The sequence below is a fragment of the Paenibacillus sp. Pae15 genome (genome assembly GCF_024519685.1).
Lineage (GTDB): Bacteria > Bacillota > Bacilli > Paenibacillales > NBRC-103111 > Paenibacillus_G > Paenibacillus_G naphthalenovorans.
On record NZ_JALJRM010000009.1, the window covers coordinates 147,665 to 173,961 of the forward strand.

The following is a 26,297-nucleotide window of genomic DNA, read 5'->3' on the forward strand; positions in this document are numbered from 1 at the left end:
TTGAATACGAATAGGCGAGTCCATCTCAATCACAAGTTCTGTCGGACGCCTGTGTATCGATCGTATAGACTGCCCGAGCACCCCCGATCAGCTTCGGCCGGGTATAAGCCATCTGCACGTGCGCCCCGCCGATCTGCCGGATCGACGGCCGCAGCGGCACCGCTACACGCTTCAAATGCATACCGATGAGCGTTCCCCCGATATCCAGTCCCGCATGCGCCTGAACGGTCTCCACAACAACAGCCTCCTTCAGATGCCTGAAGGCATAGGAAGCCATTGAGCCCCCGGCTTTGGGCACCGGTATGACGCTCACTTGTTCCAGTCCATACCGCAGCATCGCTTCCTTCTCCACAACGAGCGCCCGGTTCAAATGTTCACAGCACTGGTAAACGGGAAAAAAGCCGATCTTCTCCCGCACCGCTTCTACTCCGGCATAAATTTCCCGGGCCGCCTCTTCGCTTCCCGCTGTGCCGATATGTTTACCGAGCACCTCACTGGTGCTTGTCCCTATGACCAGAAGCTGTCCCGCTTCTACCCCGCCTGCCTTGACCAGCTCACGGACGATGATTTCTACTTGAGAACGTATCGTAGCCAGGTTTATGTTCATGACTGCTTTACCTCGAATTAAGGATGCAGCGCATATTTGTCTTCCAACGCTTTCACTTTGGCAACGCGGTTTTTGTGCCGCTCCCCGTTTGAAAATTCGGTCTCCAGCCAAATTTTGACGATTTCCTGAGCTACACCGGGTCCGATGACGCGCTCGCCCATCGCCAGCACATTGGAATCGTTATGCTCGCGGGTCGCCTTGGCCGAGAACAAATCGTGTACCAGCGCACAGCGGATGCCCGGCACTTTATTGGCCGCAATCGTCATCCCGATCCCCGTTCCGCAAATCAGGATTCCCCTGTCCACTTCCCCGGCAACGATTTTCTCGCACACGGCGAGCGCATAGTCCGAGTAATCCACGGAATCGGAGCAGTCACAGCCGCAATTCAGCACTTGATGCCCCATCGACTCAAGAAACGGAATTAATTCATCCTTTAACCGATATCCTGCATGATCCGCACCCATTGCTATTTTCATCACGTTTGCCTCCTCACTTAGTCATTTCATTATAACCTAAACAAGCGGTAAACACGAAAAAAGAGCATGACACATGCGCTCTCCGCGCATCGTGTTGCTCTTTCGCCCAGGCGACCGGCCGTATGTCCCGATGCTCCACTGTGGTTTATTCCACTCGTCGCCAGTTACACCGGGCACTGATGATTGATAAGTTTATCATATCCCATTAAGCGTTTGCTGTAAAGCCCAACTTCCCGTATCGGGACCCTCCGTCGGCTCCTGATGTTAACGGTCTTTTTTCAGCTTCGCCGCCAGCTTGATCAAGCACTCCTCGATCTCCCAGGCGCATTTTTCATACTCCCTGTAGGATCCTCCGAACGGATCTGCGATGTCCGGCAGCGGCAATTCTTTTTGCAGGGTGAGTACACGCTCTCTCTCTTCCTCAGTAATTTGCCCGGACAGCGCTTGTTTCAGCTCCAGCTCGGTGATCAGACTTTCCATCTCCGATATTTTATCCGCTAACTGCGGGTCATCCTGCACATATTCCTTCAGTGTATACACCTTGTCCACAGCCTCGGGATACAGTTGAATCGTATGCCTCTTATGACTGGAAGTCATCGTCAGCACCAAATCCGCCCAATCGATCAGGATCTGTGACAGAAATGTTGAAGCCGACGGTCCGACACAGCCTTTATTCTTCAACACGGAAGCCGCGTGGTCAGATAACTGCGTTCCCTCGTACGCCGCTACGCCGGCCGAACGCACCTCAATGTCCGTTAGTCCTTCTTCAGAAAGAATTTTACGCATTATTCCTTCCGCCATCGGACTGCGGCAAGTATTGCCCGTACAAACGAACAAGATTCGGTTCATCGCGTTCTCCCCGCCTTTCCGTAGTTCATATTTTGGTTTCTCATAATCATATTGTACCCCAAAAGCAAGCAAATATGGAACTTCACCTTTAAAGCAAAAACTTGATGCCGAAAGCCAGCAGGATCACTCCCCCGAGCGCTTCGCCATATTCTCCGATCCATTGTCCGACTCGCCGTCCAAGCAGCAGACCGATGACCGACATCAAGCCTCCCGCCACGCCAAACATCAGCACCGTAAGCAGGACATCGCCTGCAAACATCCCCAGTGAAACGCCCACAGAGAAAGAATCGATGCTTACACTCAGAGAGAACAGCGTCAAGCCCAAAAAGGAACGATAATCGTAAGACTTGGACTCCTCTGTCCGCAGAGAGCTATATACCATATGCAATCCCAGCAGAAGTAGAAGAATACCGCCGCACATCGTAGCCACTTTACCGAGCAGCATGCTGATATATCCGCCCATCCGCATGCCGGCCAACGGCATAATCATATGAAATAAGGCGGTGGTTACGCTAATTTTTAAAATATCGAGCTTACGGATACCCTTCATTCCGATCCCCAGCCCCAGTGACAGCGCATCCAGACCGAGGGCAACCGCCATGAGTCCGATGGATATGATTTGGGCCCACACCAGCGGTGACGCCAAGTCCATTTCTACCCTACCCCCTGTCCTATTCTAAATCAACATATGCGGACAAGGGCAGAAAGATGACTTGAGGCGGATGTGCTGCTGCAGGGATGGACAGGGAAAGCTCGCTAGAGCGTCACGATTCGCCTGCCGGCGGCTTTGCGCAGGCGGTTCATGATCGCGGCCCCGATCCCCTCTTCGGGGCACGCTTGGGCTGTGATGAAGCCGACACCGGCTTCATCGAATTCGCGGAGCGCGGCGTAGAGTCCTTGGGCGACCGTTTCGAGGTCGTCCAGACGGCCGCACGCGACGACGCAGTCCGCGCGGAAAGCGCCGGCGTACTCGCCGTAGGTGAGGACGCCAGTGCGCTCGCCGCGCGCGCGGGCCTCATCGAGCTCGCGCTGCATGCGAGCGAGAATCTGTTCGGGCGCCGTGCCCTGGCGGCCTTGAACAAGCAGCAGCGCGCCGCGGGGCGCATAATGGGCATATTTCATGCCCGGGGCGCGCGGAGCGGACGGCTCCTGGTGCTCGGGGCTTGCCTCGAGCACTGGGATATGAGGCGGCAGCGCCTGGCGCAGCTGCTCAAGCGTAATCCCCCCGGGACGCAGGATGTGTAGCGCGCCTCCGGCGTACTCCACAACCGTCGACTCGACGCCGACGCCGGTCTCCCCGCCGTCAACGATGCCGCCAATGCGTCCCTCCAAATCTTCCAGCACGTGCGCTGCCTGCGTCGGGCTCGGGCGTCCCGATCGGTTCGCGCTGGGCGCCGCGACCGGGCATCCCGCCGCGGCAATCAGTTGCAGCGCAACAGGGTGGTCCGGCATGCGCAGCCCGACCGTGGACAACCCTGCGGTCACAAGCGGGGATAATACCCCGGGACGAACGGGCAACACAACGGTCAGCGGCCCCGGCCAAAACGCATCCAGCAAACGCGAAACGGCCTCATCCGGCGGAGCCGCCAGCTCCTCCAGTTGAGACCTGTCTGCAATATGCACAATCAGAGGGTTATCCGACGGCCGGCCTTTGGCCGAGAAGATGCCGGCCACCGCTTCTGAACTGCAGGCATCGGCCCCAAGACCATACACCGTCTCCGTCGGAAACGCCACTGTCCGTCCTTGCCGGAGAAGCTGCGCCGCCTCCTGCAGCTTCGCCGGATCGGGATGCTGCCCGTCTACCTCCCATACCATCGTCTCTATCGTCATCGGGATTACCTCTTCCTTTCCCTGCATCCAATGGCTTCATATGGCTAAAGCGCTCAAACGAACCAGGAACCGATTTTTTTGAGCATATCCCAAAGGAAAAACCGAACCTCCGGCTGGGCGGCCGCAGCAGCATTCTTTTCGGAATCGGTGTTTTCCTTGGATGTCTTTATTTCCTTAGCCTGTGTTTTGTCTTTCGGTACGTTGTCCCGGTCTTCCTTGGCCGCCCCGGTTTCTTTATCCTCTTTACTTGCCTCCCCGGCCGGCTCGGATTCCTTCGGCTCAGCAGCATACGCTGTGTTCCTTTTGACCACCATCTCCGAATCTACAAAACAGAGCGGCGGAAACAGCACGCACCACCAATTTTGTCCTTCCGCCGCCCCGATGGAAACACGCAGCGCCTCATAATCACCGGCAGGATACACTTGATTCCCGTACATTTTCGTCGGAAACGGAACGACGCCCAGTTCTACATTATAGCTATAGTCAAAACCGTTCTTCCGCAGCGTCTCACCCACCAGCTCGTTCAACTCCGGCAAATGCTCCCGGACCACTTCGCGGGCTTCTTGGATGCCTTGCGGAGCCGTAACCCAACCGTTCATTTGTTCCACAATGGCGTCGCGCACCTCGCGCTTGAGCCATTGATCAAGGGCCGCATCGGAATGAGCCAGGATGCGCAGACGAATCGATTCCTGCGGTATGACGGCGCTTTGCACTTCCCCGCTCCCGGCGGGCGATGCAAACAAGACGGCATTCGATCGCTGGGATTCCCAGCAAGCAAGCAGCACCATAAAAGCAAAAGCCAAATACGCATACCGTTTCCACGCAAACCGTTTGACCATTCCGGACAGCCCCTCTCCAATCTCGAACTCTAGCTCTTCTAGTTGCTAGTATGTCCGGATTAAGAGAGTTTAAACGCAGGCGGATCAAAACAACGAATGCTGCCTTCTCCGTAAAGCGATCACGTGCCGGTCAATGCCGGCCAAATCGGGAATGGTTCGAATCTCGTCCCAATCCGCCGAGCGTTCCAGCAGCTGCCTGACCTCTTGAGCTTGCCCCATCCCGACCTCAAAGCCGACCAAAGCCGGCATTGCAGGCAGCTCGGCAAGCTGCGCCGTCAACCGGCGGTACGGCACCAGCCCGTCCGCGCCGCCATACAGTGCCGTCCGCGGCTCGAACAGCCTCACCTCCGGCTGAAGCCCCTCCTCATCCGCCTCCGGAATGTACGGCGGATTCGATATGACCAGATCGAGCCGCTCGCCGCGCTCGATCCACGGAGCCAGCAGGTCTCCTTCGAAGAAGGCGATTCGCTCGGCTACCCCGTGGCGCACCGCATTGGCTTTGGCCACCTCCAACGCGTCCGGCGAGATGTCCGAGGCCATCACCCGCCACCGCGGGCACTGTACGGCAAGGCTCACCGCGATGGCCCCGCTGCCGGTGCCGATGTCCGCCACTGCCGGGCTCTCGCCATCTTTCCACAATTGCCGTCCGATTAGCACGGCCTGCTCAACCAGCAGCTCCGTCTCCGGCCGCGGGATGAGCACCGCCGGCGTTACCGTATAGGAAAGCCCGTAGAACTCCTGCTCTCCTATGATATACTGCACCGGTTCACCACTCGCCTTGCGGGCAAGCAGCCGCTTCCAGTCCGCCTCCCGCTCCGGCGGGAAGGGCTCGGGCCAGCGGAGGAACAGTCCGCTGCGGCTCTCGCCCAGCAGATACTCGAGCAGCCGTCCGGCATTCGCCTCCGGCTCCCGCACACCGCTGCGCCGCAAAAAAGAAGAAGCCTCTGCATAGGCTTCACGTATCGTCATCGGCCGATCTTCACGCACCGGCGTATTCTCCTTTTTCGATCTGCTCGGTTTGCGAAGCAATGGTCAGCGCGGAGATGATTTCATCCATCTCGCCATTGAGCACGGCGTCAAGGCGATGCAGCGTCAGGCCGATCCGGTGGTCCGTCACCCGGCTTTGCGGGAAGTTATAGGTACGGATCCGCTCCGAACGGTCTCCCGTCCCGATCTTGCTCTTGCGCTCGGCGCCATACTTCTCCATCTCTTCCTGCTGCATTTTATCGTAGATCCGGGCCCGCAGCACCTGCAGCGCCTTCTCTTTGTTCGAGTTTTGCGATTTGCCGTCCTGGCAGGTGGCTACGATTCCGGTCGGGATGTGTGTTACGCGTACCGCCGACTTTGTCGTATTGACCGATTGCCCGCCCGCTCCACTGGAACAGAACGTATCGACACGGATATCCGAATCCAGGATTTCGATATCGAATTCTTCCATCTCCGGCATCACGGATACCGTCGAAGTGGACGTATGAATACGTCCCCCCGATTCGGTCGCCGGGATACGCTGTACGCGATGTGCGCCGCTCTCAAACTTCAGCTTGCTGTAAGCCCCTTTGCCGCTCACCAAAAAAATAATCTCTTTAAATCCGCCGAGATCATTCATATTCACATCCAGCACTTCCGTCCGCCAGCCCTGTGAATCGGCATACTTCGTATACATCCGGTACAGGTCGGCGGCAAACAATGCCGCTTCGTCCCCGCCAGCGGCACCGCGGATTTCCACAATCACGTTCTTATCGTCATTCGGATCCTTCGGCATCATCAGCACCTTGATGCGCTCTTCCAGCTTGGCTTTACGCTCCGACAGTTCTTCGAGCTCCAGCTTCACCAATTCCTTCATTTCGTCATCCAGCTTTTCATTCTGCATGACCCGCGCCGCTTCGTACTGCTCCGACACGCTCTTGTATTCCATATACGCGTCGTAGGCCTCCTGAAGATCGGATTGCTCCTTGGAATATTCCCGCAGCTTTTTGGAATCACTCGTCACGTTCGGGTCACAGAGCAGTTCGCTTAATTTCTCATATCGGTCAGCCAATGCTTGCAACCGATCCAGCATCTGATTTCACCCTTTCTTTTTTTGAGTATATGCATCAAGCCAAAATTCCTTATACATTGAAACGGAAATGCATGACGTCTCCGTCTTTGACGACATATTCCTTGCCCTCGAGGCGCAGCAGCCCTTTTTCCTTGGCTCCGTTCATTGAACCCGATGCGATCAGATCGTCGTACCCAACGACCTCCGCCCGAATAAAGCCGCGCTCAAAATCGGTGTGGATGACTCCGGCCGCTTGAGGCGCCTTCGTACCCTTGCGGATCGTCCAAGCGCGGACCTCCTGCACTCCCGCCGTAAAATACGTATACAGCCCAAGCAAGCGGTACGCCGCTTGAATCAACCGGTTCAAGCCGGAATCCTGAAGCCCCAGCTCCTCGAGAAACATCTGCTTGTCCTCGCCTTCGAGCTCGGCGATTTCCGATTCCACCTTTGCGCTGATCGGCACCACTTCTGCGCCTTCCTTAGCAGCATACTCACGTACCTTTTGGACGTAAGGGTTATCTTCCGCGTTGGCCACCTCCGCCTCGCTGACATTTGCCGCATACAGCACCGGCTTCATCGTAAGCAAGTGCAAGTCGCGAATCAGCAGCTTTTCCTCGTCGCTAAGCTCCACACTGCGGGCCGGCTTATCGTTATACAGCGCTTCTTTCACCCGTTCGAGGCATTCGACCTCCTGCGCGTATTTTTTGTCCCCGCTCTTCATATTTTTACGCGACCGCTCAATTCGTTTATCTACCGAGTCCACATCCGCTAGAATCAGCTCGAGATTAATGGTCTCGATATCGCTGATCGGATCCACAACTCCTGATACATGGGTAATATTCTCGTCCTGGAAGCAGCGAACCACGTGTACGATCGCATCCACCTCGCGGATATGAGCCAGAAACTTATTGCCAAGCCCTTCGCCTTTGCTTGCGCCTTTCACAAGGCCCGCAATATCGACGAATTCAAATGCTGTCGGCACAATACGGTTCGGGTTCACGATCTCGGCCAGCCGGAGCAAACGCTCATCCGGAACCTCTACTACACCAACGTTAGGATCTATGGTACAAAAAGGGTAGTTCGCCGACTCCGCCCCGGCTTGCGTAATTGCATTAAACAACGTTGACTTGCCGACGTTCGGCAGTCCGACGATCCCTGCTTTCAATGCCATGTCAAGGACAACTCCTTAAAAGTTCAACTAGTAAATTCCTAACATAAGATTATACTACAAATACAGCCCCCATGTCATCTGACCGGTTGAGGAAAATCCTGCTCCGCCTGAAAACAAAAAACCGGCCCGCTTCCCGCCAGACCGGTTTGGATCCTTCCTTTATTGTGCCGGCTGCCCCGAAATCCTGCGCAGCTCATTGGCCAGACGATGAAACTCCGCTTGAGCCGATGCATCATTTACAGCAAAGTAGGATGCCGACAAAAAGCGGATCATCTTGTTTGCATCCTCCGCAGAGATGAGTATCTGCGGCTCCGGTATGACGCTTGCCCGGTACTCTTCTTCTACATCCCTCACGAAATCGGAAAACGTTTTGCCGAGCTGCCGAAGCGGCTGCTGCGGGTCGCTGCGGCGCGCCGGATCCAGCATATAATGGCCTGCAATATCGGTAGATGGATTTAGACCGTAACGGTAGCAGGCATAAGCCATCACCCATACATAACGCTTATACGATTCCGTCAGACGGATACGCCCTCCGTGGCACAGCTCCACCGCCCCCGCCGCATCGTTCGCATCGGCTCCATATCTGGCATTGTCCGTTGTAACATTATAAACGACATGATATGCTTTCTCCGCAGGCCCGGTCAAAAAGGGAATGCACTCCAGGATTTCGTTATCATCAACAAAAATATGAGCCGAGGATGACATATCGTTGCTCGTTCGTTGAAAATACGAGACGTTAGCTGCGGCCGTCGACCCCGGATTGCCCGTGTCATGCGCAACCATAAAACGGCACCGAGCAAGCGGCAGCATCGGCCGCCGCTTGCTTGGGCCAGGCAAATAGCGCGGAATAATCTCATACTTCATTTGAAACGGCACGTTTGCTCACCACCTTTAAGCATGATTGCTTGAATCAGCTTATGCTAAAAGGCGCGCTTGATCCGCGGCACTTGCCCGAGTTATTTGAAATTACGATTCTGCATCTCTTCTTTTTTCAGCGTATAGTGTGATTCTACTTGCATTTTTAATATAAATGCCCGCAGGGAATTCGCTTTGTCCGGCGTCAGATCCACGTATCTCGCCCCGTAATAATAGCCTTCAGGGGTCGTTTCCGATCTTATGATTTCCGCAGCACATTGCAAGGTAAAGCCTAAATCGAGAGCCACGTTAACCGTCGAATTCGTGTCCAGACCGATGTTTTCCAGCACCGTAAAGCCTAATCCGCTGATACTTAAATTATGAACCGTGAGTTCAACTTTATTTTGCAGCAGCCGCTCGATCCCCTTCGTTTCCTTGATGGAAACGATCACTCCGCTTTGATTTACCTTCACCCGGGGATGCTCGCGTTTTTCCGCGAAACGGCTCTGATTACTGGGAGGATTGATGACCATGAGCGCACCATGATCCTTGGCGACAACCGTAGACTCAAACACATATACACCACCCGGAGAATAAACCGTCAGCTTGACCTTATCCCCGAGTTCGAATGCCTTATATTCCGAGATTTCGATCTCGATAATATCTCCTTCCGCATAAGTAAGGATACCCGTGGAGACAAAATCCTTTTTCTCTACCATAATCCGGCTTTGCAGCAAAATACCGTTTTGGCTTCTATTCTTGATCCTTTCTACCTCGAACGATTTGCCTTGCGAAGGCGAACTCATTGAAAGCAAACCACCTTTCACACCAAATGAAACCCGCTTATTTTTTAGCGGATCGTGACTACCACGCCGAAAACTAAGACCTTATAACTATATTCCAACTCGAATATTAGGTAAATTTACCCATTTCATATGTTACTTCATTATATCGCTTGCTTGAAAGCCGTTCAACTGATTTTTCATCTTTATCTCTTCTCACTGCTCGCTCAATATCGATTATTCACATATTCGATATCCTGTGAATAACTGGATTGCCGGGAAATGAACTTGCTCTGAAGGCACGATTTTTCTACAATGGAATAGACAAACCAAATGACTTATCCACAATGTTATCCACAGTGTGTTAACAACGAATGTTTGTTCGAACTTGTGGTCACAAAGCTAAATGAGGTGTACGTATTGTCTTTATGGGAGGAACATCTGCCTTATATGAGAGCCGCCATCGATGAAGCCCGCAAAGCGGAGTCGATTTTAGAGGTCCCCATCGGCGCAGTCATCGTACGCGGTAATGAAATTATCGGCCGCGGCCACAATGTCCGCGAAACGACACGGGATCCGCTCGCCCATGCCGAATTGATCGCGATCAAACAGGCCAGCCGGCATTTGGATGCCTGGCGTCTATTGGATTGCAGACTTTATGTTACGCTCGAGCCATGTCCTATGTGTGCCGGTGCCATCGTACAATCCCGCATCCCTCAGGTTATTTATGGCACTCCCGATCCGAAAGCCGGATGTGCCGGAACACTGATGAACCTGCTTCAAGAGGATCGGTTTAATCATCGTGTGGACGTTATCAGCGGTGTGCTTCAAGAAGAGTGCGCGGTCATGCTGACCCAATTCTTCCGCAAATTACGGGGAAAGGCGTAGTGGGAAAACCGCTTGAATATGAAATCGCTTATGCCGGACGCGGCCGAATACGATTCACGCAGAACATTCTCAGCGCTGCGTACCGGCAGAGCATACGACTCTCTTTACTTTTTTTCTTGCCCATGATAAAATAATAGAGCCTTTAAGTGCTTTGCAAAAACATCGAGACGTGGCTCAGCTTGGTAGAGCGCTTGGTTCGGGACCAAGAGGTCGCAGGTTCAAATCCTGTCGTCTCGATTTTCTCTTTTAAGAAGAAAAAGCCTTGATTTTCAAGGCTTTTTTTGATGATAAGCAAAACAGGCTGATGCAGGTTAACCCAACCGGCATCAGCTTGTTCCAGGTATATTTGACTTCATAACCCTGCAGGAAGATCCTGCAGGGATTTTTTGCTGTTGTCACATCTTCACCGGCTGGTGGTTATCCCTGTTCCCGCAGTTCTGCCGGTATATCCTGAGGCAGCACCACTGTTACATTCATGTAAGGATAGTAAGAGTCAAAGCCTTGACGAATCGGCGGCTGCTTAACCTGAACATACATCGTATCCCCGATGGTACGAACGGTATACACGTTCTTTTCGGAAACCTCCGGGAATTGGTCCTCCTGTGTTCGTTCCCTGTAACTGCCGAACAAATGGACAGCCCGCTCCGCGGTTTGATCGACTTTGACCTGTGGACCGTTTGTCTGCACAATAATCCGCTTCACCCTCTCATCTACCGCTTCCCGCATCTCCGGAAGGTCTACGGTCCGTTCAACTGTACCCACCATCCGCCTGACCTCCCCGAGAACGCCGATGCTGGTCAAAAAGGTTAGTCCAAAAGAGCTGATAAACAGCAGACCCACGAAAAACACACTCATCAAATCATATCGAACCATGCTGTTTTCCTTCCGCATCCATATCAGATAGACAAGGATTTCAAGCCCCAGCAGCACGAACAGGATCGGCCACCAGGCAAAGAACGTATCGAAAGCGTTCAAGCCCTGCAGTTGAGATAAAAACAAGGTCACACCCAGGAAAATAAGCGACAAGCCCATGGATAAGGTTCCTACACGCCACGTTCTCACGAGGTCTTTTCCCCCTTTTCCCGCTTGCTGCCGAACAAGAGCCGAAGCCCGCCGCCGATCAGCAGTACGCATACAATGAACGTATGGAAGTATTGGTGGTACCAATACATAATTTCTCTGCTCAATTGCTCGTCGACCCATCGTTCCAATCCGTTCATCATGACGTTATCGACCAAATAATACAAGCCCAAAGCGAGCAATCCGATGCCGACCCACCTCTGATGGTTGATCAGCCAATCCACGACAGGCACATCTCTGATCTCCTCTCGCCCGTACCTTGAAATATACTGCAGTGCATCGAAGAAGCTGAAAAACCATAGAATCGGAATCAGAAACAGAAACAGCGACAGCCGAAGCACGTCTATGATGTAGATGCTGAACAGGAAAGCCGCCATGAGCTGCAAACCGCGCTTTTGCAGACCGAGATACATATGTCCCGCTCCAGGGAAGATGGAAAGCAGCATGCCAAGCGTTTTGTTCTTTTTTCCGGCTTCCCTCATTTCCTGATAATCTTCGAATATGGAACGGTCGATCAGTTCCTCTCCCCGCTGTTTGCGGTTTAGGTGCTGTACACAGTCAAACATGCAGTAGAGCCAGATGATCGGCAGCACGCCCAGAAAGACCATAAACTCCCCTCTATTCGTCAGCGCCGTTACGAAGATAATCATGATCGTAAGCCCGAAGAACGTCAGCAGGAACGCCAACCCCCGCTGCATCAACCCAAGCTGAAAGTGGCCGAGTCCGGGAACGAACGACAGCAGCATGGTAACAAAACGGTCGTCTGCCTGCGAAGCTGATGCCGGTGACGGTCCCCACACGGAGGAGGTATTCCCTGTCTGCGTACTGCCATGCGGGTCTGATCCTCCCCCTCCCCAGCTTTCCGGCAGCGGCGGCTGCGGCCTGCCCAGCAGCGTACGAATCATATCAATCATATTGACCGCCCAAATGACAAACGCCACAAACAGCATAAAAAAGTACGGAATTTCATTGTACCCGAACAGACGGTGAATACGTACCGCAACCATCACGACCAACAGCAGCAGCGAGCCGAAAAATCCGCCGCCATACAGCAGCGCTTTAATCAGCCGGCCCAAGTACAAGTGGCCGAGTCCAGGAATGAACGATAGTATAAAAGCAACCATCGGGTTTTTATTTGGATTCATGGGTATCCCCTCTTTCATATCTCGGTTGAATGGAATCGAGCATGCCGATTGTTTTGTTCATGAGCTTCTCGGAAACGGAAACGTGCAGAATCCGTGTTTCCGCTGTTCTTTTCTCTGAGGCTGTGTCAAACCGGGAAATGTGCTGCGTAAGGGTCTGGAAGACACCGGTGCTCATAAGAATCATCGTAATGGCTGCAGCTACCGTATAATGAAAGAATGGATGTTGAATCCACGGTATGCGTAATTTACGTTTGGTTTGCTCCGGCACCATCTCTACCGGCCTCGTGTAAGGCATTTCTTGTTCCAGACGCATCATCACCGCAGCGGAGAAAGCTTCCTGGTCCTCAAGCTGCGGCAGAACATCGCCAGCCTGTTCCAAACACTGCATATACAGCTCAAAACATGCATCGCAGCTGTCCAGATGCGATTCACAGATTGCCCTCTCTTCATTCGTCAGCTCATCTTTCACATATTGAAGCCAGGTTTCCATTCTCCTATGATTCATTCCCATTCCTCCTCCTTCCATACCTTTCGCATGTACTGTTTGGCCCGGTACAGCTTTGATTCCACTGTTTTCAGCGCCATCTGCTGCTCTTCGGCGATTTGTTGATAGCTCTTCTCTTCAATGTAGAATGCAACTACGACGTCACGGTAACTTTCGGGAAGCTGGTCGAGATAATGGCGAATCTGATCGCTGCGTTCCCGGTTGATTACCGTATCCTCCACCGGACGTTCCCTCAGCATGGGCCGCGCGCCCAGTCCCTCCCACTCATCCGTCAGCTCTTCTTTCTTTCGGTCTTTAGCCCGTTTGAAATCAATCGCTTTGTTGACGGCTATACGTGTCATCCAGGTTTTCAAACCTTGAAACCGGTATTGGGGGAGAGACGCGTATATCTTCAGCAGCGCTTCCTGAGTCACATCCTCGGCGTCCTTTGTCGACCGGAGCACAGAATATACCGCCTTGAACAAATGGTTCCCGTACTGATCCACCAGCTCACGAAACGCTTCCCGGTCGCCATCTATGATTCGTGCAATCCATGCTTCTTCCGTAATCGTCTCCCCCTCCTCTCTGGATAATAGACGCCGATGGCCGACGACATCACTGCATCTTTTTTAAATATTTTTACGGACTTTCTTCCCGGCCCTTCGTATGATATAATAACTATGGTTTTATGTCCCCGTAGCTCAACAGGATAGAGCAGTCCTCTCCTAAAGGACAGATAGTGGTTCGAGTCCTCTCGGGGACGCCATACATACCCTTTGAAAGCACACAAGGCCTGATTCACAGGTCTTTCATTATTTTCGCGCATAAAATATCACCCCTGCCGCCACAATAGCGAAGAGGTGATTTTTTATGGAAAAACATATTGATCCAACCGAAGAAATATATATTTATAACAACGAAGACATCAATGACGTGAAGGAAGACGCCACCGGCGAGGAAGGCTTGTCCGCCGGGAAGGCCGGGGAGCCCATACCGAGTCCCTCTGCCAGGAACGGCGACCGACCTTAAATAAGGCAACCGTCCGTAGTCGTACGGACGGTGCTTTTTCTTTTTGAAGACCGCTGATCAAAATATGCCATCGGTGATCACCAGCGGTCCGTCTTTGGTGATGGCAACGGTATGCTCAAACTGAGCCGACAGGCTGCCGTCGTAAGTTCGGGCGGTCCAGCCGTCCAATTCGATAAACATTTCGTGCTTGCCCGCATTGATCATCGGCTCAATGGTAAAAACCATACCTTCCTGAAGACGAACGCCGCGGCCCGGCTTGCCTACATGAGGAAATGTCGGCTCCTCGTGCATGCTTCGCCCGATTCCGTGCCCGACCAGATCGCGTACCACGGAGAAGCCGGCTCCTTCTGCATGTTTCTGCACGACATGCATGACATCGCCCATCCGGTTTCCCGCTACGGCCTTCTCGATGCCCAGCAACAGGCACTCCTTGGTCACTTGGATCAGACGCTCCGCCTCTGGAGAGATCGTTCCGACAGGATATGTACGGCAGGAATCCGCACACCACCCATTGTACCGGCATACAATGTCTACTTTGACGATATCTCCATTTTGCAGCGGTTCTTCGTTCGGAAATCCATGGGCGATCACGTCGTTAACAGAAGTACAAGTAGCAAACGGGTAACCTTTAAACCCTTTGACTACTTGTTCAGCCCCCTGCTCTTGAATAAACCGTTCAGCAAAATCATTGATAACCATTGTGGTAAGCCCCGGCTTGATCATCTTGGCAATTTCCTGATGACACTTGGCGAGAATCTCACCGGCTTTGCGCATCAGTTGAATTTCTTCCGGTGTTTTGATGATAATCATAACGAACCTCCTGAATTTCCAAATATCATATCACTTAGATCTATTGTACGCAATTGCTCGTAAAAGTTCCCCTGTGGTAAGATGTCCGAACAAGATTTCATATTATAGAAGAAGGAGGCTGACCTTCCTTGACACAGGATGCCGCTTGGTGGGAAGAGCAGCATAGGCTGAAGCTTGTGCTGAATGAAGTGCGAAAGCTGATCGAGCGCTCGGAGGAATTATCCGAACAGCGACAATCGACGGTAACCGAAGCACGCAAAGATTTCTGGGACGACATTACGGTCAATCTAGCGAATCCCGACGACATCATGGAAACTTACACCAGCATTACGCAGCAGTCCATGATGCTCGCCGGTCAAGAACGAAGCCTGCAGCATGCCGAAAATACGCGATACCGATTGCTGAGAATGTACAACTCACCGTATTTTGGCAGGATCGATTTTACGGAAAAAGGCTCTTACGGTACTGAGAAAATATACATCGGAATCGCTTCAGTTCTGGATGAGCAGACACAGACATACTGGGTTTACGATTGGCGTGCGCCCGTTTCGAGCTTGTTTTACGATTATTCGCCGGGCCCGGCCAATTACGAGACGCCTATGGGGACGATTTCCGGCACCTTGGATTTAAAACGCCAATTCATGATTCGCGGCGGCGAAATCAAAGCGATGTTCAATACAGGAATAACCATCGGCGACGAAGTGCTTCAGCACATTCTCGGGCAGCGTACCGATGACCATATGAAATCCATTGTGGCCACGATACAGAAAGAGCAGAATCAGATCATCCGGGATGACCGCCACAGGGTACTGATCGTTCAAGGAGCGGCAGGCAGCGGGAAAACATCCGTCGCTTTGCAACGGGTCGCCTATCTCCTCTACAAGCATCGCCAAACGCTTAACAGCGATAATATGGTGCTGTTCAGTCCTAACGCCCTGTTTAACAGCTATATCTCAAGCGTCCTTCCTGAGCTTGGCGAAGCCAATATGCAGCAAACGACCTATCAGGACTATCTGCAGCTGCGCCTTGGCTCGCAATTTCAAGTGGAAGATGCGTACGAGCAAATGGAAGCGATGCTTCATACCTATGGTGATCCTGGAGATGAAATACGCAGGAGCAGCATCCGCTTTAAATCATCCAAAGCCTTTGTCGACATCATAGAGAAATATGCCCGGGGGTTGGAGTCCCAAGGCATGCGGTTTAATGACCTGGTCTTTCGAGGAAGGGTACTGATCGGCAAGCAGCAAATGGCAAACTATTTTTATAGCCTGGACGGGTCTATAAAGCTGAGCATCAAAATACACTTAGTGAAGGAATGGCTTCTGAAAGAGCTTAAACGGCTGGCCAAAGAGGAAAGAATGAAGCCGTGGGTGAAAGAGGAAATCGAGCTGCTGGATAAGGAAGTCTATCAGCGAGCTTACAACGCGCTTCGGAAGCAAAAAGGCGACCGGGAGACAGCATTTGATGACGCGAAGCAGGAAGCGCTGCTGCTCAGTAAATACGTTGTACACGAAAAATTTAAGCCGCTCCGGGAGAAGATCAAACAGCTGCGATTTATTTCGGCTGCGGCACTATACAGACAGCTGATATCCGATGTCTCCCGGTTTGCCCTAACCGCCGGGGACAAAGAACTTGAGCTCCCTCCGGAATGGGAGGAAATCGGTCGGCTGACCCTTGAGCAAATGGACCGCGGCCGGCTGACTTACGAAGATGCGACTCCGTTTCTGTACTTGACCGGATTAATCGAGGGTTTTCCATCGTATAATACGGTCCGTCATGTCATTATCGATGAGGCACAGGACTACTCGCCCTTTCAACTGGTATTCCTGAACCGCTTGTTCCCCTGGGCCAAAATGACGCTGCTGGGTGATTTCAATCAGGCCATTTCTGCGCATCATACTGCAGAAGCCGATCATGGCATGGCCGGCTACGAAGTAATCTACGATATATATGGTCCTGAACAAGTGGAATTCATACGACTGGTTCGAAGCTACCGGTCAACCAAAGAAATCGCCGAATTCACCAAGGCGATTTTGCCCTGCGGGGAGCCTGTAGAGCCGTTCAGCCGCAGCGGGGAGCCTCCCAAACTGATAGCCGTGTCTGATCATGCCATGCTGACGGACGTCTTGCTTGGGGAAGTGAAGAGGCTCCAAACGTCTGGAATCGGCACGATCGCCATCATATGCAAAACAGCCCGGGAAACCCGCGATGCGTACGATAAGCTCTCAAGCCAATTGCCTCAGCTTCAATGGATTACTAAAGAGACCCGATTGTTTCACGCCGGCGTAGTACTCATTCCCGTTTATTTGGCCAAAGGACTCGAATTTGACGCTGTGCTTATTTATAACGCCTCAGCCGAACATTACTATCGGGAAGTTGAGCGAAAGCTGCTGTATACCGCCTGCACCCGGGCTATGCACAAGCTTACGATTTTCCATACGGGGCAGCCTAGTCCCTTTCTGTCTCACCATCATGAAAAATCAAAGAGAACCCCCTAAACTCGGTTCTCATTTCGATGGGATCATGGTAAAATGAGGAATCAATTTCATAATCGAGGTGGAAAAGAATCATGTCCGCAGATCACTTGTTTTACATCATTTATGACGAGTTTTCCATTTCCATCTGTACTCAATTTGATGAAGTGATTGATGCGGTAACCGGCGGTGCTTTCATATACGGATATACCGATGATGAAGCCATGGCTTACGAAATGATGAAAGATTGCTTCAACAAAGTAGAGCTGGAGAATAATAATTAGGGTTTCGATTGTGAACAAAGGGATCCCTTGATTTTTAATCTGGACCGATAAACAAACCGGATTTGCTTTCCGACGCAAAACAGGGACTGCTGATCGTGCCGGCAGCCCCATGCTAATCGGGATTCCTTGATATTTCAGCTTATTTCAAGGTAAGCGTCGGGTTAAATAACCCAAACCCATTACCTACGTCCCGTAGATGTTCTTTCTTTGTTAGTTTTAACGTGAGTTTATTCACACCTTTTACGCTAACGGACACGTCCTGCGGGAATTCCCCAGGGCCAAAATCATGGGAATAAAGCTCTTTTCCGTCACCTTCTATAACGAAAGTGACAATGTTCGGCGAGTCTTGATTCTCCTTCAATATACCCGCTTTGGCTTTGAAAGAAGTATACTGGCCATTTAACGGATATTCTTGATACATGGACTCCCCTGTATCCAATGTCCAATCGGCATAAAAAGCAACGTAGTTCTCATACTCATTCGATAAATTATCCTGAATCTTTTTGCCGTGATTAATTAACGAGATACCATTCCAGTTACTAATTTTTTGCGTATTCATTGGTTGGACTCGTTCTCCAAGAAATTCTTCATTCGGTTCGTTTGTTTCTCCAATGAACACCGTCCCGGTTTCACCATCCCACCCTACTTTTTGTCCGAGATTTTCGGCAACAAATCGAAGCGGGACATAGGTGGATCCATTATAAATAAACGGCTTATCCTCGGCAGGCATTTTAGAAACATTATTAATTTTAATATCTTTCACCTCGTAAAAAACTTCAAGCATGGTGCTCCCGCTTGCTGCATATGCAGCTGTTCCCGCAAATAGCGCACTTACAATGATTCCCGCGGTAAAACCCTTTAATTTGTCCTTTAACATATACCGATACCTCCACGGTATTATTTGATTATGTAGTTCAGTAGTAAATTTCAACGAAAAATTTACATCGTTTTGATTCCTCCCCCATTCGCTAACGTTCGTACTCCGTTTTGATAATTGTACTAAAATTGCTCCTGTAAATAATTTATCGGAGGTTTGCATTCCATCTATTAGACTATATTTTAAAATACCCGGCCGCTTTCCAAGATCATCTATAACTTAATTATTGCAACGAATTAGTAAAATCAGCTTACTCAACTATTAAACTTCGATATTCACACAGAGGAGATTACTGGGGCGACGTCTCCATGGAATTGTTCTTCGATCACATGAAACAGTGGACATTAAAAAAGATGACCCCCGACGAATTCAGAGGTCATTACTGGCTAGCTAAATCGATGGCTATTTGATATAAACTGTCCACAAACCGGGTCTTAGTTCAAGGTAAGAGGCTGTTGATTATTGTTAACCCTCGCCGTTATTATGGCGGCTGTGATTTTGATTTTTCACTTTCTTCGAGCCGGATAACGGTTCATTCGGGTGGCGGTGCTCGTCTTGGTTTTGACGGCCGCTCGGCGGGTTTACCGGTTGAGGAATATTTTTAGGCATGTGATTCCCGTCTCCCTTCGCTGGGTTACTCTTTATCCATCAGCATCGATGTATGAGGTGTTTCATCATGATTTAACGCATCCTGATGCCGGTGATCGTTGGTTTGCTGCTGCACCTGCTGTGCCTGATGGCCGGTAACCACCGTTTTGTCCAAATCTTTAACGACATTTTGCAGATTTTTATCTACGCTGCTTTTATTTTTTGTCATGTTGGCCGTTGCCTCCGTTTAGCTGTGCGTAAAAGAATGAAGCTGTTGTGCACACTCATGGATATGCCTTACATAATCATCAACTAACGTCTGAATGACGTCCGTTCGCTCATCGACATTGTCCCCGTCTCGTTCCACATCAACAAGGTCGACCTTCACTTCTCTGGAATCGACATAAGTACATTTGAAATCAAAGCCGTAGTTATTCCGACCCGCCGTAGCAATATGAACGCGCAGCACATTCGCTTCCGCCTCATCAGCCTGGACTTCTGCTCTGTCCGAGGTATTCAGCACGGTAGGCAGCGTTCTCGCCCATGCCTCGGCCAGTTGCTGTTGGTCCACTTGCAGGCTATCCTTTTTGCTCATGAGTAACACCTCCACATTACTAACATGCGGAGATGCCATCCTCCTTATACCAAGCGCACCTAAGTAAAAAAAGCCATAGGTTCCGTTACACAATAAGAAAAACCTCGCCTCCGGCGAGGTCCTTTATCGTGCAAACCCATGTTGGATAAGGAAGGAAGGGGTGTGGGGTTCCACCCGCTGCTTTCTTATCTGTCAAAAAAAACGACCCTTATCAGGTCGCTGTTTTTTTGTTTTATGGACCATTTATTATTATAAATGGCGGAGAGGGTGGGATTCGAACCCACGGTGGCCTCACGACCACGGCGGTTTTCAAGACCGCTGCCTTAAACCACTCGACCACCTCTCCGGGTGACAACAAGCATTGTATCACAAAAACTAAAGCATGATCAAGCTCTAATTTTTACTGATTTTCGTTACATTCCCCATATACGGCTGAAGCACTTCCGGAATCAAAACGCTGCCGTCTTCCTGCTGGTAGTTCTCCAGAATGGCGGCGACGGTTCGGCCAATAGCCAACCCTGATCCGTTGAGCGTATGCACGAATTCGGGTTTCGCCTTGGTATCGCGGCGGAAACGAATGTTAGCTCGGCGTGCTTGGAAATCCTCAAAGTTACTGCAAGACGAAATCTCGCGGTACGTATTGCTGCTTGGAAGCCATACCTCAAGATCGTACGTTTTCGCCGACGAGAAGCCCAAATCGCCCGTACAAAGCGACAGCACACGGTAAGGCAGCTTGAGCAGCTGCAGCACCTTCTCCGCATCCATCGTCAGTTTCTCGAGCTCCTCATTGGATTGCTCCGGTGCGGTCAGTTTCACCAGTTCAATTTTGTTAAATTGATGCTGTCTGATCAGACCCCGGGTATCACGTCCGGCAGAACCGGCTTCCGAACGGAAGCAAGCGCTGAACGCCACAAAATACTTAGGCAAATCCTCCAAGGATAAAATGTCATCCCGATGATAGTTGGTCACCGGAACCTCAGCCGTAGGAATCAAGAAATAATCTGTTTCATCGATTTTAAAAACATCTTCTGCAAATTTCGGCAGCTGTCCCGTTCCCGTCAAACTATCCCGGTTTACGATATACGGCGGAAGTATCTCCTGATACCCGTGCTGGTCCGCATGCAAATCCATCATAAAATTCATTAAAGCCCGCTCCAGGCGAGCACCAAGCCCTTTATAAAACACAAAGCGCGAGCCAGTCACCTTCGCCGCAGACTCAAAATCCAATATATTCAGCTGCTGCGCCACTTCCCAATGCGGCTTCGGCTCGAACGAAAAGCTCGGTACTTCGCCCACACGGCGAATTTCCACATTGTCTTCCTCGGATGCACCTACCGGCACCCCGTCTTGAGGAATATTGGGAATAGCCAGCACGATAGCATCGAGGTCAGACTCCAGAACACGAATTTCTTCATCCAATGTTTTAATGCGGTCTCCGACAACCTTCATTTCTTCAATCAGATGATTCGCATCTTCCTTAGCCTTCTTCAGCCGAGCCACTTCCTGTGAAACCACGTTACGGCGGTTTTTCAGCTGCTCCACTTCTTGTAAAAGCTCTCTGCGTTTAAGATCCAGGCTAGTAAAACGATCCAGCTCCTCGAGGTTATTTCCTCCCCGATTTTTCATGGCCTGTTTTACTTTATCCATATCGCTGCGCAGTAATTTTACATCCAACAAGGAGATCCCTCCTACCTCGTCTCACGTACCATGTCTATAAAATAAGCGTGCATCCGCTCATCATCGGTCAATTCCGGATGAAACGAGGCTGCCAACAAATGCCCTTGTCTAGCGGCCACGATCTGGTCACGATAGGTAGACAGCACGTTCACATTGTCGCCCACCTTGACAATCAAAGGAGCGCGAATAAACACAGCTCGAACATTGTTATCGATGCCTTTGATATCCAAGTCGGTTTCAAAGCTTTCACGCTGCCGCCCAAAAGCGTTTCGCTCCACTTCGATATCCATCAGCTCCAGATGCGCCTCTTCCTGCCCGACAATGCTTTTTGCAAGAACAATTAAGCCTGCACAGGTGCCGAAAATCGGCTTGCCCTGCCGTGAAAATTCACGTAGGGCATCCACAAAATGATAAGTCCTCATCAGTTTCCCGATCGTTGTGCTTTCGCCTCCGGGAATAATGATTCCGTCGATTTCTTGCAGCTGCTCCACTTTTTTTACGACAACGCCCTGCGCCCCGGCCTTTTCTATCATTTTAATATGTTCAGCCACGGCACCCTGCAGCGCTAAAACTCCGATTTTCATCTCACACTACCTTCTTCCCGAACGAAAAAAATGGATTACCAACCGCGCTCTTGCATCCGCTCGGAAACATGCAGTTTGGAAATTTCAATTCCCTTCATTGGCGTACCGAGGTTTTTCGAAATATTTGCAATCAGCTCGTAATCTGTATAGTGGGTAGTCGCCTCAACAATCGCTTTAGCAAATTTTTCAGGGTTGTCCGATTTGAAAATACCGGACCCGACAAATACGCCGTCCGAACCCAAATGCATCATCAGCGCTGCATCTGCCGGTGTAGCCACACCGCCTGCAGCAAAGTTTACAACAGGAAGACGTCCTGTTTCATGTACTTGAAGCAGCAGCTCATAAGGAGCCCCCAAATTTTTCGCTTCAGCCATCAGCTCGTCCTTGGACAAGGACTGGATCTTCCGGATTTGTCCGGTAATCATCCGCATATGACGAACCGCTTCAACGATATTTCCCGTTCCCGGCTCACCCTTTGTACGAATCATCGATGCGCCTTCCCCGATTCTGCGGAGCGCTTCGCCAAGATCTCTTGCACCGCAAACGAACGGTACGGTGAATTCATGTTTATTAATATGGAACACTTCATCCGCCGGAGTGAGCACTTCGCTTTCATCGATATAGTCTACGCCCATCGATTCCAGCACTTTCGCCTCAACATAATGGCCGATCCGTGCTTTAGCCATAACAGGAATGGATACAGCTTTCATAACCTCTTCTACAATCGTAGGGTCGGCCATACGAGCTACTCCTCCGGCCGCACGAATATCGGAAGGCACTCTTTCAAGCGCCATAACGGCGGAGGCGCCTGCCGCTTCAGCGATGCGGGCCTGCTCTGCACTCATGACGTCCATAATGACGCCGCCTTTTTGCATTTCTGCCATACCTTTTTTAACGCGCGATGTACCAGTTTCCATTTCCGATTCCTCCCACAACATATCGATATATTTCGACGATCGGCCTTAATAGGACAAACTAACTAAACAAATATTTTACATCAATAGGAGCAAATAAACAACCCGTTTTATCGGATTTCATCAGCTTGTGACACCTTTGACCGTATCTACAAAAAAGTCCTTGATCGCTCTGAAGAACAGCCGGATCCAGCTTCCTTGCTCTACATCCTCGGCTGCCACCAAATTAGCTGTTTGTTCATTTCCGTTATAGGAAACCTTGACCGTCCCAAGCACCTGACCCTGTGTAATCGGGGCGATAAGCTTACTTTCATCTGCCGGTGCCGCTGTAATCGTAAATTGATCGGCCGCGGCGCCTTTTTTGGCAACGATGGAAACTGCAGTTTCCGTGACGACCGGCACTTGTGTTTTCACACCTTTTTTAATATTCACTGTTTTCATGGAATCTATTTCAGCTTTCGCACCCAGGACCTGTTTCAGTTCAAAGTTCGTGAAACCGTAGTCAAGCACTTTGCGGGTCTCTTCAAACCGGCTTGGCTCCGTCTCCGTTCCCATCACGACACTGATCAGCCTCATTCCATTACGTTCCGCTGTTCCGGTAAAGCAATAGCCGGCTTCATTCGTGCTTCCTGTTTTTAAACCGTCGAGGCCTTCATAAGCATATCGCTTAAAATTGGTCGTGTTCCTGTTGTCCCAAAGCATCCAGTTCCAGTTAATCATTGGTGTCGTGTCTCTCTCACGGAATTTCTTGGCCGGGATTTTCGTATATTCCAGTACTTCCTTATGATCCTTTAAGATATTATAGGCGATGATAGCTGCATCTCTTGCAGAAAGGAGCGTTTCCCCCTGCAAATTCTGGGGAGCATACTTACCAAGGTCGGCCCGTCCCAATCCCGTCGCATTAATAAAATGAGCTTGTTCCGACAATCCGAATTCTTTTGCTTTTTCATTCATCATTTTGGCGAAATTTTCTTCTGTCCCGCCTATATGTTCAGCTAGCGCTACTGCAGCATCGTTTGCCGAGTAAATCGACAATGCGGAGAACATATCATCTACCGTAGCTTGCTCTCCCTCAGCTAACAGAATTTGCGAACCTATCACTTCCGACGCGTATTTACTGGTGGTAACCATCGTTGTTTTATCGATTTTGCCAGACTTAATTGCCTCCATTACTAAATATTCCGTCATCATCTTAGCCATACTTGCGGGAGGTAGTGCCTTATCTGCGTTATATTCATATAAAATCTGGCCTGTGCTCGCTTCCATCAATATAGCGGAATTGGCATTCAGTTTTAAATCCACAGGGGTATCCGCAGCTTGAACCGGTGTTGGCTGAACCAGGGTAAGTGACGCGTTTAATAAGAGGGTGACAGCTACGACAGAACAAATTTTTTTAGCATAACGAAACAACCATCTCACTCCCAGTATTAGAATTTCATCTTATGGCATAGACAAGCCTGTTTTATTGTACCACATGCCTGGGAAGCTGTACAAAAACAAGGAACGGAAGCCATAGCTTCCGTTCTGCATTTTAGGTTTTGATTTCTTTTTATAAGGAGTAATTCGGCGCTTCTTTTGTAATCTGAATGTCGTGCGGATGACTTTCCCGTAGACCTGCACCGGTGATCCGAATGAATGTTGTTTCATTGATCAGCGCATCAATGTTTTTCGCTCCGCAGTAACCCATACCCGAACGAAGTCCGCCGACCAACTGATAAAGCGTGTCCGCCAGAGGTCCTTTGTACGGTACCCGTCCTTCAATGCCCTCCGGAACCAGCTTGCTTTCGTTCTCCTGGAAATAGCGATCCTTACTGCCATCCTTCATCGCTCCAAGAGAGCCCATACCACGATACACTTTAAAACGGCGGCCTTGGAAAATTTCCGATTCGCCGGGGCTTTCCTCGGTGCCTGCAAAAAGACTGCCGATCATTACCGCGCTGGCCCCTGCCGCTATAGCTTTGACAACGTCTCCTGAGTATTTAATACCGCCGTCTGCAATAATCGGCACTTGATATTGTCTCGCAACTGAAGCGCAATCGTAAATGGCTGTAATCTGCGGTACACCGATTCCTGCGATGACCCTCGTTGTACAAATGGATCCAGGTCCGATCCCCACTTTAACAATGCTCGCCCCGGCTTCAATCAAGTCTCTTGTGCCTTCTCCTGTAGCGACGTTACCTGCGCAAATCGGCAAATCCGGATATTGTTCACGAATTTTTTTCACGGTATTGAGAATATTGATGTGATGCCCATGAGCGGAATCTACAACAATCAAATCGATACCGGCTTCGACCAAAGCGGCCGTACGTTCCATTACATCTTTGGATACGCCGACAGCTGCACCTACAAGCAGCCTGCCTTGCTTATCTTTAGCCGAATTCGGGAATTGAATCGCTTTTTCAATATCCTTAATGGTGATAAGGCCTTTTAAAATCATGTTTTCATCCACTAAAGGCAGCTTCTCGATTTTGTGTTTCTGGAGAAGGACTTCAGCCTCCTGAAGCGTAGTTCCTACAGGAGCAGTTACGAGTTTTTCTCTCGTCATCACTTCTTTAATTTTGATCGAGTAATCATGGACAAAACGAAGATCGCGATTCGTCAAAATGCCGACCAATTTGTTATTTTCATCACAAATCGGTACTCCGGAGATCCGGTATTTGGCCATTAATTCTTCCGCATCATAAACATGGTGCTCCGGCGTAAGGGAGAACGGATTCGTAATAACGCCACTCTCGGAGCGCTTCACCCGGTCAACTTCCTCCGCTTGTTGGGCAATCGTCATGTTTTTATGAATGATACCAATACCGCCTTCCCGGGCTATAGCAATCGCCAAAGCAGATTCCGTAACGGTATCCATTGCTGAGCTGAGAAACGGAATGTTAAGCTTGATTTGGTTGGTCAATTGGGTTGAAACATCAATTTCTTTACCGAAAACGTCCGATTTACGAGGAACAAGCAATACATCGTCAAATGTCAGTCCTTCTTTTGCAAACTTAGTTTCCCACACAAAAAGATCCTCCCTTATTTACATCCCGAAAGATATTATTGCAATCTTATCAAAAGCCCAATTTTGGTGTCAAGCACAAAGTCATGACGATTTTCAACGTTTTTCATAAATAGTATGCCAAATTAGATAAAAAAGAGCCCCTTCGGATTGTAATCCGAAGAGGCTCTTTCATTGCTTGGCGACGTTCTACTCTCCCAGGACCCTGCGGTCCAAGTACCATCGACGCTGGAAGGCTTAACGGTCGTGTTCGGTATGGGTACGCGTGGTTCCCTTCCGCCATCATCACCAAACGTATTCATATCTCAAGGCTTGCGCCCTGAAAACTGGATCGAAACCAAGCCGCTGATCATCTTCATGTTCTTTTTGGATAAGCCCTCGACCGATTAGTATTCGTCAGCTCCACACGTTGCCGTG

At 50.5% G+C, this 26,297-nt stretch carries 29 protein-coding genes, 3 tRNA genes, 1 rRNA gene and 1 riboswitch; of the genes, 6 read left to right on the top strand and 27 right to left on the bottom strand.

The window, feature by feature from the left end; all coding sequences use genetic code 11:
• Nucleotides 1-25 precede the first annotated feature (25 nt).
• From NR121_RS10190 to NR121_RS10240, 11 genes are all read right to left on the bottom strand, one after another.
• The gene (locus tag NR121_RS10190) at nucleotides 26-607 is read right to left on the bottom strand and encodes a TIGR01440 family protein (RefSeq protein WP_054817708.1); all 582 of its coding nucleotides are present in this window, start codon (nucleotides 605-607) and stop codon (nucleotides 26-28) included.
• Nucleotides 608-624: 17 nt separating this feature from the next.
• Nucleotides 625-1,083: a ribose 5-phosphate isomerase B gene (gene rpiB, locus NR121_RS10195; protein WP_054817709.1), complete on the bottom strand. Its 459-nt coding sequence runs from the start codon at nucleotides 1,081-1,083 to the stop codon at nucleotides 625-627.
• Nucleotides 1,084-1,180: 97 nt separating this feature from the next.
• Nucleotides 1,181-1,261: riboswitch (ZMP/ZTP riboswitch) on the bottom strand.
• Between the two features lie 86 nt (nucleotides 1,262-1,347).
• Nucleotides 1,348-1,932: a low molecular weight protein arginine phosphatase gene (locus tag NR121_RS10200; RefSeq protein WP_062411093.1), complete on the bottom strand. Its 585-nt coding sequence runs from the start codon at nucleotides 1,930-1,932 to the stop codon at nucleotides 1,348-1,350.
• A gap of 88 nt (nucleotides 1,933-2,020) precedes the next feature.
• The gene (locus NR121_RS10205; RefSeq protein ID WP_054817710.1) at nucleotides 2,021-2,584 is read right to left on the bottom strand and encodes a manganese efflux pump MntP; all 564 of its coding nucleotides are present in this window, start codon (nucleotides 2,582-2,584) and stop codon (nucleotides 2,021-2,023) included.
• A gap of 104 nt (nucleotides 2,585-2,688) precedes the next feature.
• Nucleotides 2,689-3,762: an L-threonylcarbamoyladenylate synthase gene (locus tag NR121_RS10210; RefSeq protein WP_256831156.1), complete on the bottom strand. Its 1,074-nt coding sequence runs from the start codon at nucleotides 3,760-3,762 to the stop codon at nucleotides 2,689-2,691.
• A 53-nt stretch (nucleotides 3,763-3,815) separates the two neighbouring features.
• Complete coding sequence (gene spoIIR / locus NR121_RS10215; RefSeq protein WP_062410176.1) at nucleotides 3,816-4,601, bottom strand: stage II sporulation protein R; 786 nt, start codon at nucleotides 4,599-4,601, stop codon at nucleotides 3,816-3,818.
• 84 nt (nucleotides 4,602-4,685) lie between these two features.
• Complete coding sequence (prmC, locus tag NR121_RS10220) at nucleotides 4,686-5,570, bottom strand: peptide chain release factor N(5)-glutamine methyltransferase (RefSeq protein ID WP_306274439.1); 885 nt, start codon at nucleotides 5,568-5,570, stop codon at nucleotides 4,686-4,688.
• A gap of 10 nt (nucleotides 5,571-5,580) precedes the next feature.
• Nucleotides 5,581-6,660, bottom strand: a complete 1,080-nt coding sequence (prfA, locus tag NR121_RS10225; RefSeq protein WP_062410178.1) for a peptide chain release factor 1 — start codon at nucleotides 6,658-6,660, stop codon at nucleotides 5,581-5,583.
• 49 nt (nucleotides 6,661-6,709) lie between these two features.
• Nucleotides 6,710-7,810 (bottom strand): redox-regulated ATPase YchF, encoded by a 1,101-nt coding sequence (gene ychF / locus NR121_RS10230; RefSeq protein WP_062410179.1) that lies wholly within the window; start codon nucleotides 7,808-7,810, stop codon nucleotides 6,710-6,712.
• Nucleotides 7,811-7,969: 159 nt separating this feature from the next.
• A complete protein-coding gene (locus tag NR121_RS10235; protein ID WP_256831158.1) occupies nucleotides 7,970-8,686 on the bottom strand; it encodes a peptidoglycan recognition protein family protein in 717 nt (238 codons plus the stop codon).
• A gap of 80 nt (nucleotides 8,687-8,766) precedes the next feature.
• Nucleotides 8,767-9,471, bottom strand: a complete 705-nt coding sequence (locus NR121_RS10240) for a flagellar brake protein (protein ID WP_054819858.1) — start codon at nucleotides 9,469-9,471, stop codon at nucleotides 8,767-8,769.
• A gap of 396 nt (nucleotides 9,472-9,867) precedes the next feature.
• Between NR121_RS10240 and tadA the strand changes: the two genes are divergently transcribed.
• On the top strand, nucleotides 9,868-10,335 hold the full coding sequence (tadA, locus tag NR121_RS10245) for a tRNA adenosine(34) deaminase TadA (protein ID WP_256380571.1): 468 nt from the start codon (nucleotides 9,868-9,870) through the stop codon (nucleotides 10,333-10,335).
• Nucleotides 10,336-10,498: 163 nt separating this feature from the next.
• Nucleotides 10,499-10,572, top strand: a tRNA-Pro gene (locus NR121_RS10250).
• Between the two features lie 180 nt (nucleotides 10,573-10,752).
• Here NR121_RS10250 and NR121_RS10255 read toward each other — a convergent pair.
• Genes NR121_RS10255 through NR121_RS10270 form a run of 4 tightly spaced genes read right to left on the bottom strand, consistent with a single transcriptional unit; the run spans nucleotide 10,753 to nucleotide 13,613 of the window.
• The gene (locus NR121_RS10255) at nucleotides 10,753-11,397 is read right to left on the bottom strand and encodes a LiaF transmembrane domain-containing protein (protein ID WP_054819857.1); all 645 of its coding nucleotides are present in this window, start codon (nucleotides 11,395-11,397) and stop codon (nucleotides 10,753-10,755) included.
• Nucleotides 11,394-12,560 (bottom strand): hypothetical protein, encoded by a 1,167-nt coding sequence (locus NR121_RS10260; protein ID WP_062410181.1) that lies wholly within the window; start codon nucleotides 12,558-12,560, stop codon nucleotides 11,394-11,396. Before NR121_RS10260 ends, NR121_RS10255 begins: the two co-directional genes overlap by 4 nt.
• Nucleotides 12,547-13,065, bottom strand: coding sequence for an anti-sigma factor family protein (locus tag NR121_RS10265; protein WP_054819856.1), 519 nt, complete (start codon nucleotides 13,063-13,065; stop codon nucleotides 12,547-12,549). The genes NR121_RS10260 and NR121_RS10265 overlap by 14 nt, the downstream gene beginning before the upstream one ends.
• On the bottom strand, nucleotides 13,062-13,613 hold the full coding sequence (locus tag NR121_RS10270; RefSeq protein ID WP_375162522.1) for an RNA polymerase sigma factor: 552 nt from the start codon (nucleotides 13,611-13,613) through the stop codon (nucleotides 13,062-13,064). The genes NR121_RS10265 and NR121_RS10270 overlap by 4 nt, the downstream gene beginning before the upstream one ends.
• A 121-nt stretch (nucleotides 13,614-13,734) precedes the next feature.
• Here NR121_RS10270 and NR121_RS10275 point away from each other — a divergent pair.
• Nucleotides 13,735-13,810 (top strand) — tRNA-Arg (locus NR121_RS10275).
• A 104-nt stretch (nucleotides 13,811-13,914) separates the two neighbouring features.
• On the top strand, nucleotides 13,915-14,073 hold the full coding sequence (locus NR121_RS10280; RefSeq protein WP_160327400.1) for a hypothetical protein: 159 nt from the start codon (nucleotides 13,915-13,917) through the stop codon (nucleotides 14,071-14,073).
• 57 nt (nucleotides 14,074-14,130) lie between these two features.
• On the opposite strand, the gene map is transcribed toward NR121_RS10280, so the two are convergent.
• On the bottom strand, nucleotides 14,131-14,883 hold the full coding sequence (map, locus tag NR121_RS10285; RefSeq protein WP_062410183.1) for a type I methionyl aminopeptidase: 753 nt from the start codon (nucleotides 14,881-14,883) through the stop codon (nucleotides 14,131-14,133).
• A 128-nt stretch (nucleotides 14,884-15,011) separates the two neighbouring features.
• Between map and helD the strand changes: the two genes are divergently transcribed.
• Both helD and NR121_RS10295 read left to right on the top strand, forming a co-directional pair.
• Nucleotides 15,012-17,381 carry an RNA polymerase recycling motor HelD gene (gene helD, locus NR121_RS10290; protein WP_256831161.1) on the top strand — a complete coding sequence of 790 codons (2,370 nt, stop codon included), beginning with the start codon at nucleotides 15,012-15,014 and terminating at the stop codon, nucleotides 17,379-17,381.
• A 71-nt stretch (nucleotides 17,382-17,452) separates the two neighbouring features.
• Nucleotides 17,453-17,641, top strand: a complete 189-nt coding sequence (locus tag NR121_RS10295; protein ID WP_054819855.1) for a hypothetical protein — start codon at nucleotides 17,453-17,455, stop codon at nucleotides 17,639-17,641.
• A 139-nt stretch (nucleotides 17,642-17,780) separates the two neighbouring features.
• Here NR121_RS10295 and NR121_RS10300 read toward each other — a convergent pair whose 3' ends face one another.
• The 11 genes from NR121_RS10300 to rrf all read right to left on the bottom strand — a co-directional run bounded on the left by NR121_RS10300 (nucleotide 17,781) and on the right by rrf (nucleotide 26,173).
• Nucleotides 17,781-18,518 carry a stalk domain-containing protein gene (locus tag NR121_RS10300; protein WP_256831162.1) on the bottom strand — a complete coding sequence of 246 codons (738 nt, stop codon included), beginning with the start codon at nucleotides 18,516-18,518 and terminating at the stop codon, nucleotides 17,781-17,783.
• Between the two features lie 465 nt (nucleotides 18,519-18,983).
• A complete protein-coding gene (locus NR121_RS10305; protein ID WP_054819852.1) occupies nucleotides 18,984-19,127 on the bottom strand; it encodes a small acid-soluble spore protein P in 144 nt (47 codons plus the stop codon).
• A gap of 25 nt (nucleotides 19,128-19,152) precedes the next feature.
• Nucleotides 19,153-19,335 carry a hypothetical protein gene (locus tag NR121_RS10310; RefSeq protein ID WP_054819851.1) on the bottom strand — a complete coding sequence of 61 codons (183 nt, stop codon included), beginning with the start codon at nucleotides 19,333-19,335 and terminating at the stop codon, nucleotides 19,153-19,155.
• Between the two features lie 18 nt (nucleotides 19,336-19,353).
• Nucleotides 19,354-19,701 carry a hypothetical protein gene (locus tag NR121_RS10315; RefSeq protein ID WP_054819850.1) on the bottom strand — a complete coding sequence of 116 codons (348 nt, stop codon included), beginning with the start codon at nucleotides 19,699-19,701 and terminating at the stop codon, nucleotides 19,354-19,356.
• Between the two features lie 256 nt (nucleotides 19,702-19,957).
• Nucleotides 19,958-20,047, bottom strand: a tRNA-Ser gene (locus NR121_RS10320).
• A gap of 47 nt (nucleotides 20,048-20,094) precedes the next feature.
• Nucleotides 20,095-21,378 (bottom strand): serine--tRNA ligase, encoded by a 1,284-nt coding sequence (gene serS, locus NR121_RS10325; RefSeq protein ID WP_054819849.1) that lies wholly within the window; start codon nucleotides 21,376-21,378, stop codon nucleotides 20,095-20,097.
• Nucleotides 21,379-21,389: 11 nt separating this feature from the next.
• Complete coding sequence (pdxT, locus tag NR121_RS10330; protein ID WP_074729000.1) at nucleotides 21,390-21,962, bottom strand: pyridoxal 5'-phosphate synthase glutaminase subunit PdxT; 573 nt, start codon at nucleotides 21,960-21,962, stop codon at nucleotides 21,390-21,392.
• A 35-nt stretch (nucleotides 21,963-21,997) separates the two neighbouring features.
• On the bottom strand, nucleotides 21,998-22,879 hold the full coding sequence (gene pdxS / locus NR121_RS10335) for a pyridoxal 5'-phosphate synthase lyase subunit PdxS (protein ID WP_062410187.1): 882 nt from the start codon (nucleotides 22,877-22,879) through the stop codon (nucleotides 21,998-22,000).
• A gap of 120 nt (nucleotides 22,880-22,999) precedes the next feature.
• Complete coding sequence (locus NR121_RS10340; RefSeq protein WP_375162520.1) at nucleotides 23,000-24,295, bottom strand: D-alanyl-D-alanine carboxypeptidase family protein; 1,296 nt, start codon at nucleotides 24,293-24,295, stop codon at nucleotides 23,000-23,002.
• A gap of 130 nt (nucleotides 24,296-24,425) precedes the next feature.
• The gene (gene guaB / locus NR121_RS10345) at nucleotides 24,426-25,883 is read right to left on the bottom strand and encodes an IMP dehydrogenase (protein WP_062410189.1); all 1,458 of its coding nucleotides are present in this window, start codon (nucleotides 25,881-25,883) and stop codon (nucleotides 24,426-24,428) included.
• Nucleotides 25,884-26,056: 173 nt separating this feature from the next.
• A 5S ribosomal RNA gene (rrf, locus tag NR121_RS10350) occupies nucleotides 26,057-26,173 on the bottom strand.
• Nucleotides 26,174-26,297: the final 124 nt, after the last annotated feature.

What these genes read in the sequence shown, in the direction of transcription:
- rpiB (WP_054817709.1), bottom strand. Translation starts at nt 1,083, where the DNA reads ATGAAAATAGCAATGGGTGCGGATCATGCAGGATATCGGTTAAAGGAT.
- NR121_RS10265 (WP_054819856.1), bottom strand. Translation starts at nt 13,065, where the DNA reads ATGAATCATAGGAGAATGGAAACCTGGCTTCAATATGTGAAAGATGAG.
- NR121_RS10200 (WP_062411093.1), bottom strand. Translation starts at nt 1,932, where the DNA reads ATGAACCGAATCTTGTTCGTTTGTACGGGCAATACTTGCCGCAGTCCG.
- NR121_RS10305 (WP_054819852.1), bottom strand. Translation starts at nt 19,127, where the DNA reads ATGCCTAAAAATATTCCTCAACCGGTAAACCCGCCGAGCGGCCGTCAA.
- pdxT (WP_074729000.1), bottom strand. Translation starts at nt 21,962, where the DNA reads ATGAAAATCGGAGTTTTAGCGCTGCAGGGTGCCGTGGCTGAACATATT.
- pdxS (WP_062410187.1), bottom strand. Translation starts at nt 22,879, where the DNA reads ATGGAAACTGGTACATCGCGCGTTAAAAAAGGTATGGCAGAAATGCAA.
- ychF (WP_062410179.1), bottom strand. Translation starts at nt 7,810, where the DNA reads ATGGCATTGAAAGCAGGGATCGTCGGACTGCCGAACGTCGGCAAGTCA.
- NR121_RS10310 (WP_054819851.1), bottom strand. Translation starts at nt 19,335, where the DNA reads ATGACAAAAAATAAAAGCAGCGTAGATAAAAATCTGCAAAATGTCGTT.
- prmC (WP_306274439.1), bottom strand. Translation starts at nt 5,570, where the DNA reads ATGACGATACGTGAAGCCTATGCAGAGGCTTCTTCTTTTTTGCGGCGC.
- NR121_RS10295 (WP_054819855.1), top strand. Translation starts at nt 17,453, where the DNA reads ATGTCCGCAGATCACTTGTTTTACATCATTTATGACGAGTTTTCCATT.
- NR121_RS10210 (WP_256831156.1), bottom strand. Translation starts at nt 3,762, where the DNA reads ATGACGATAGAGACGATGGTATGGGAGGTAGACGGGCAGCATCCCGAT.
- NR121_RS10315 (WP_054819850.1), bottom strand. Translation starts at nt 19,701, where the DNA reads ATGAGCAAAAAGGATAGCCTGCAAGTGGACCAACAGCAACTGGCCGAG.
- NR121_RS10280 (WP_160327400.1), top strand. Translation starts at nt 13,915, where the DNA reads ATGGAAAAACATATTGATCCAACCGAAGAAATATATATTTATAACAAC.
- NR121_RS10260 (WP_062410181.1), bottom strand. Translation starts at nt 12,560, where the DNA reads ATGAATCCAAATAAAAACCCGATGGTTGCTTTTATACTATCGTTCATT.
- NR121_RS10300 (WP_256831162.1), bottom strand. Translation starts at nt 18,518, where the DNA reads ATGTTAAAGGACAAATTAAAGGGTTTTACCGCGGGAATCATTGTAAGT.
- prfA (WP_062410178.1), bottom strand. Translation starts at nt 6,660, where the DNA reads ATGCTGGATCGGTTGCAAGCATTGGCTGACCGATATGAGAAATTAAGC.
- NR121_RS10240 (WP_054819858.1), bottom strand. Translation starts at nt 9,471, where the DNA reads ATGAGTTCGCCTTCGCAAGGCAAATCGTTCGAGGTAGAAAGGATCAAG.
- spoIIR (WP_062410176.1), bottom strand. Translation starts at nt 4,601, where the DNA reads ATGGTCAAACGGTTTGCGTGGAAACGGTATGCGTATTTGGCTTTTGCT.
- NR121_RS10190 (WP_054817708.1), bottom strand. Translation starts at nt 607, where the DNA reads ATGAACATAAACCTGGCTACGATACGTTCTCAAGTAGAAATCATCGTC.
- map (WP_062410183.1), bottom strand. Translation starts at nt 14,883, where the DNA reads ATGATTATCATCAAAACACCGGAAGAAATTCAACTGATGCGCAAAGCC.
- NR121_RS10205 (WP_054817710.1), bottom strand. Translation starts at nt 2,584, where the DNA reads ATGGACTTGGCGTCACCGCTGGTGTGGGCCCAAATCATATCCATCGGA.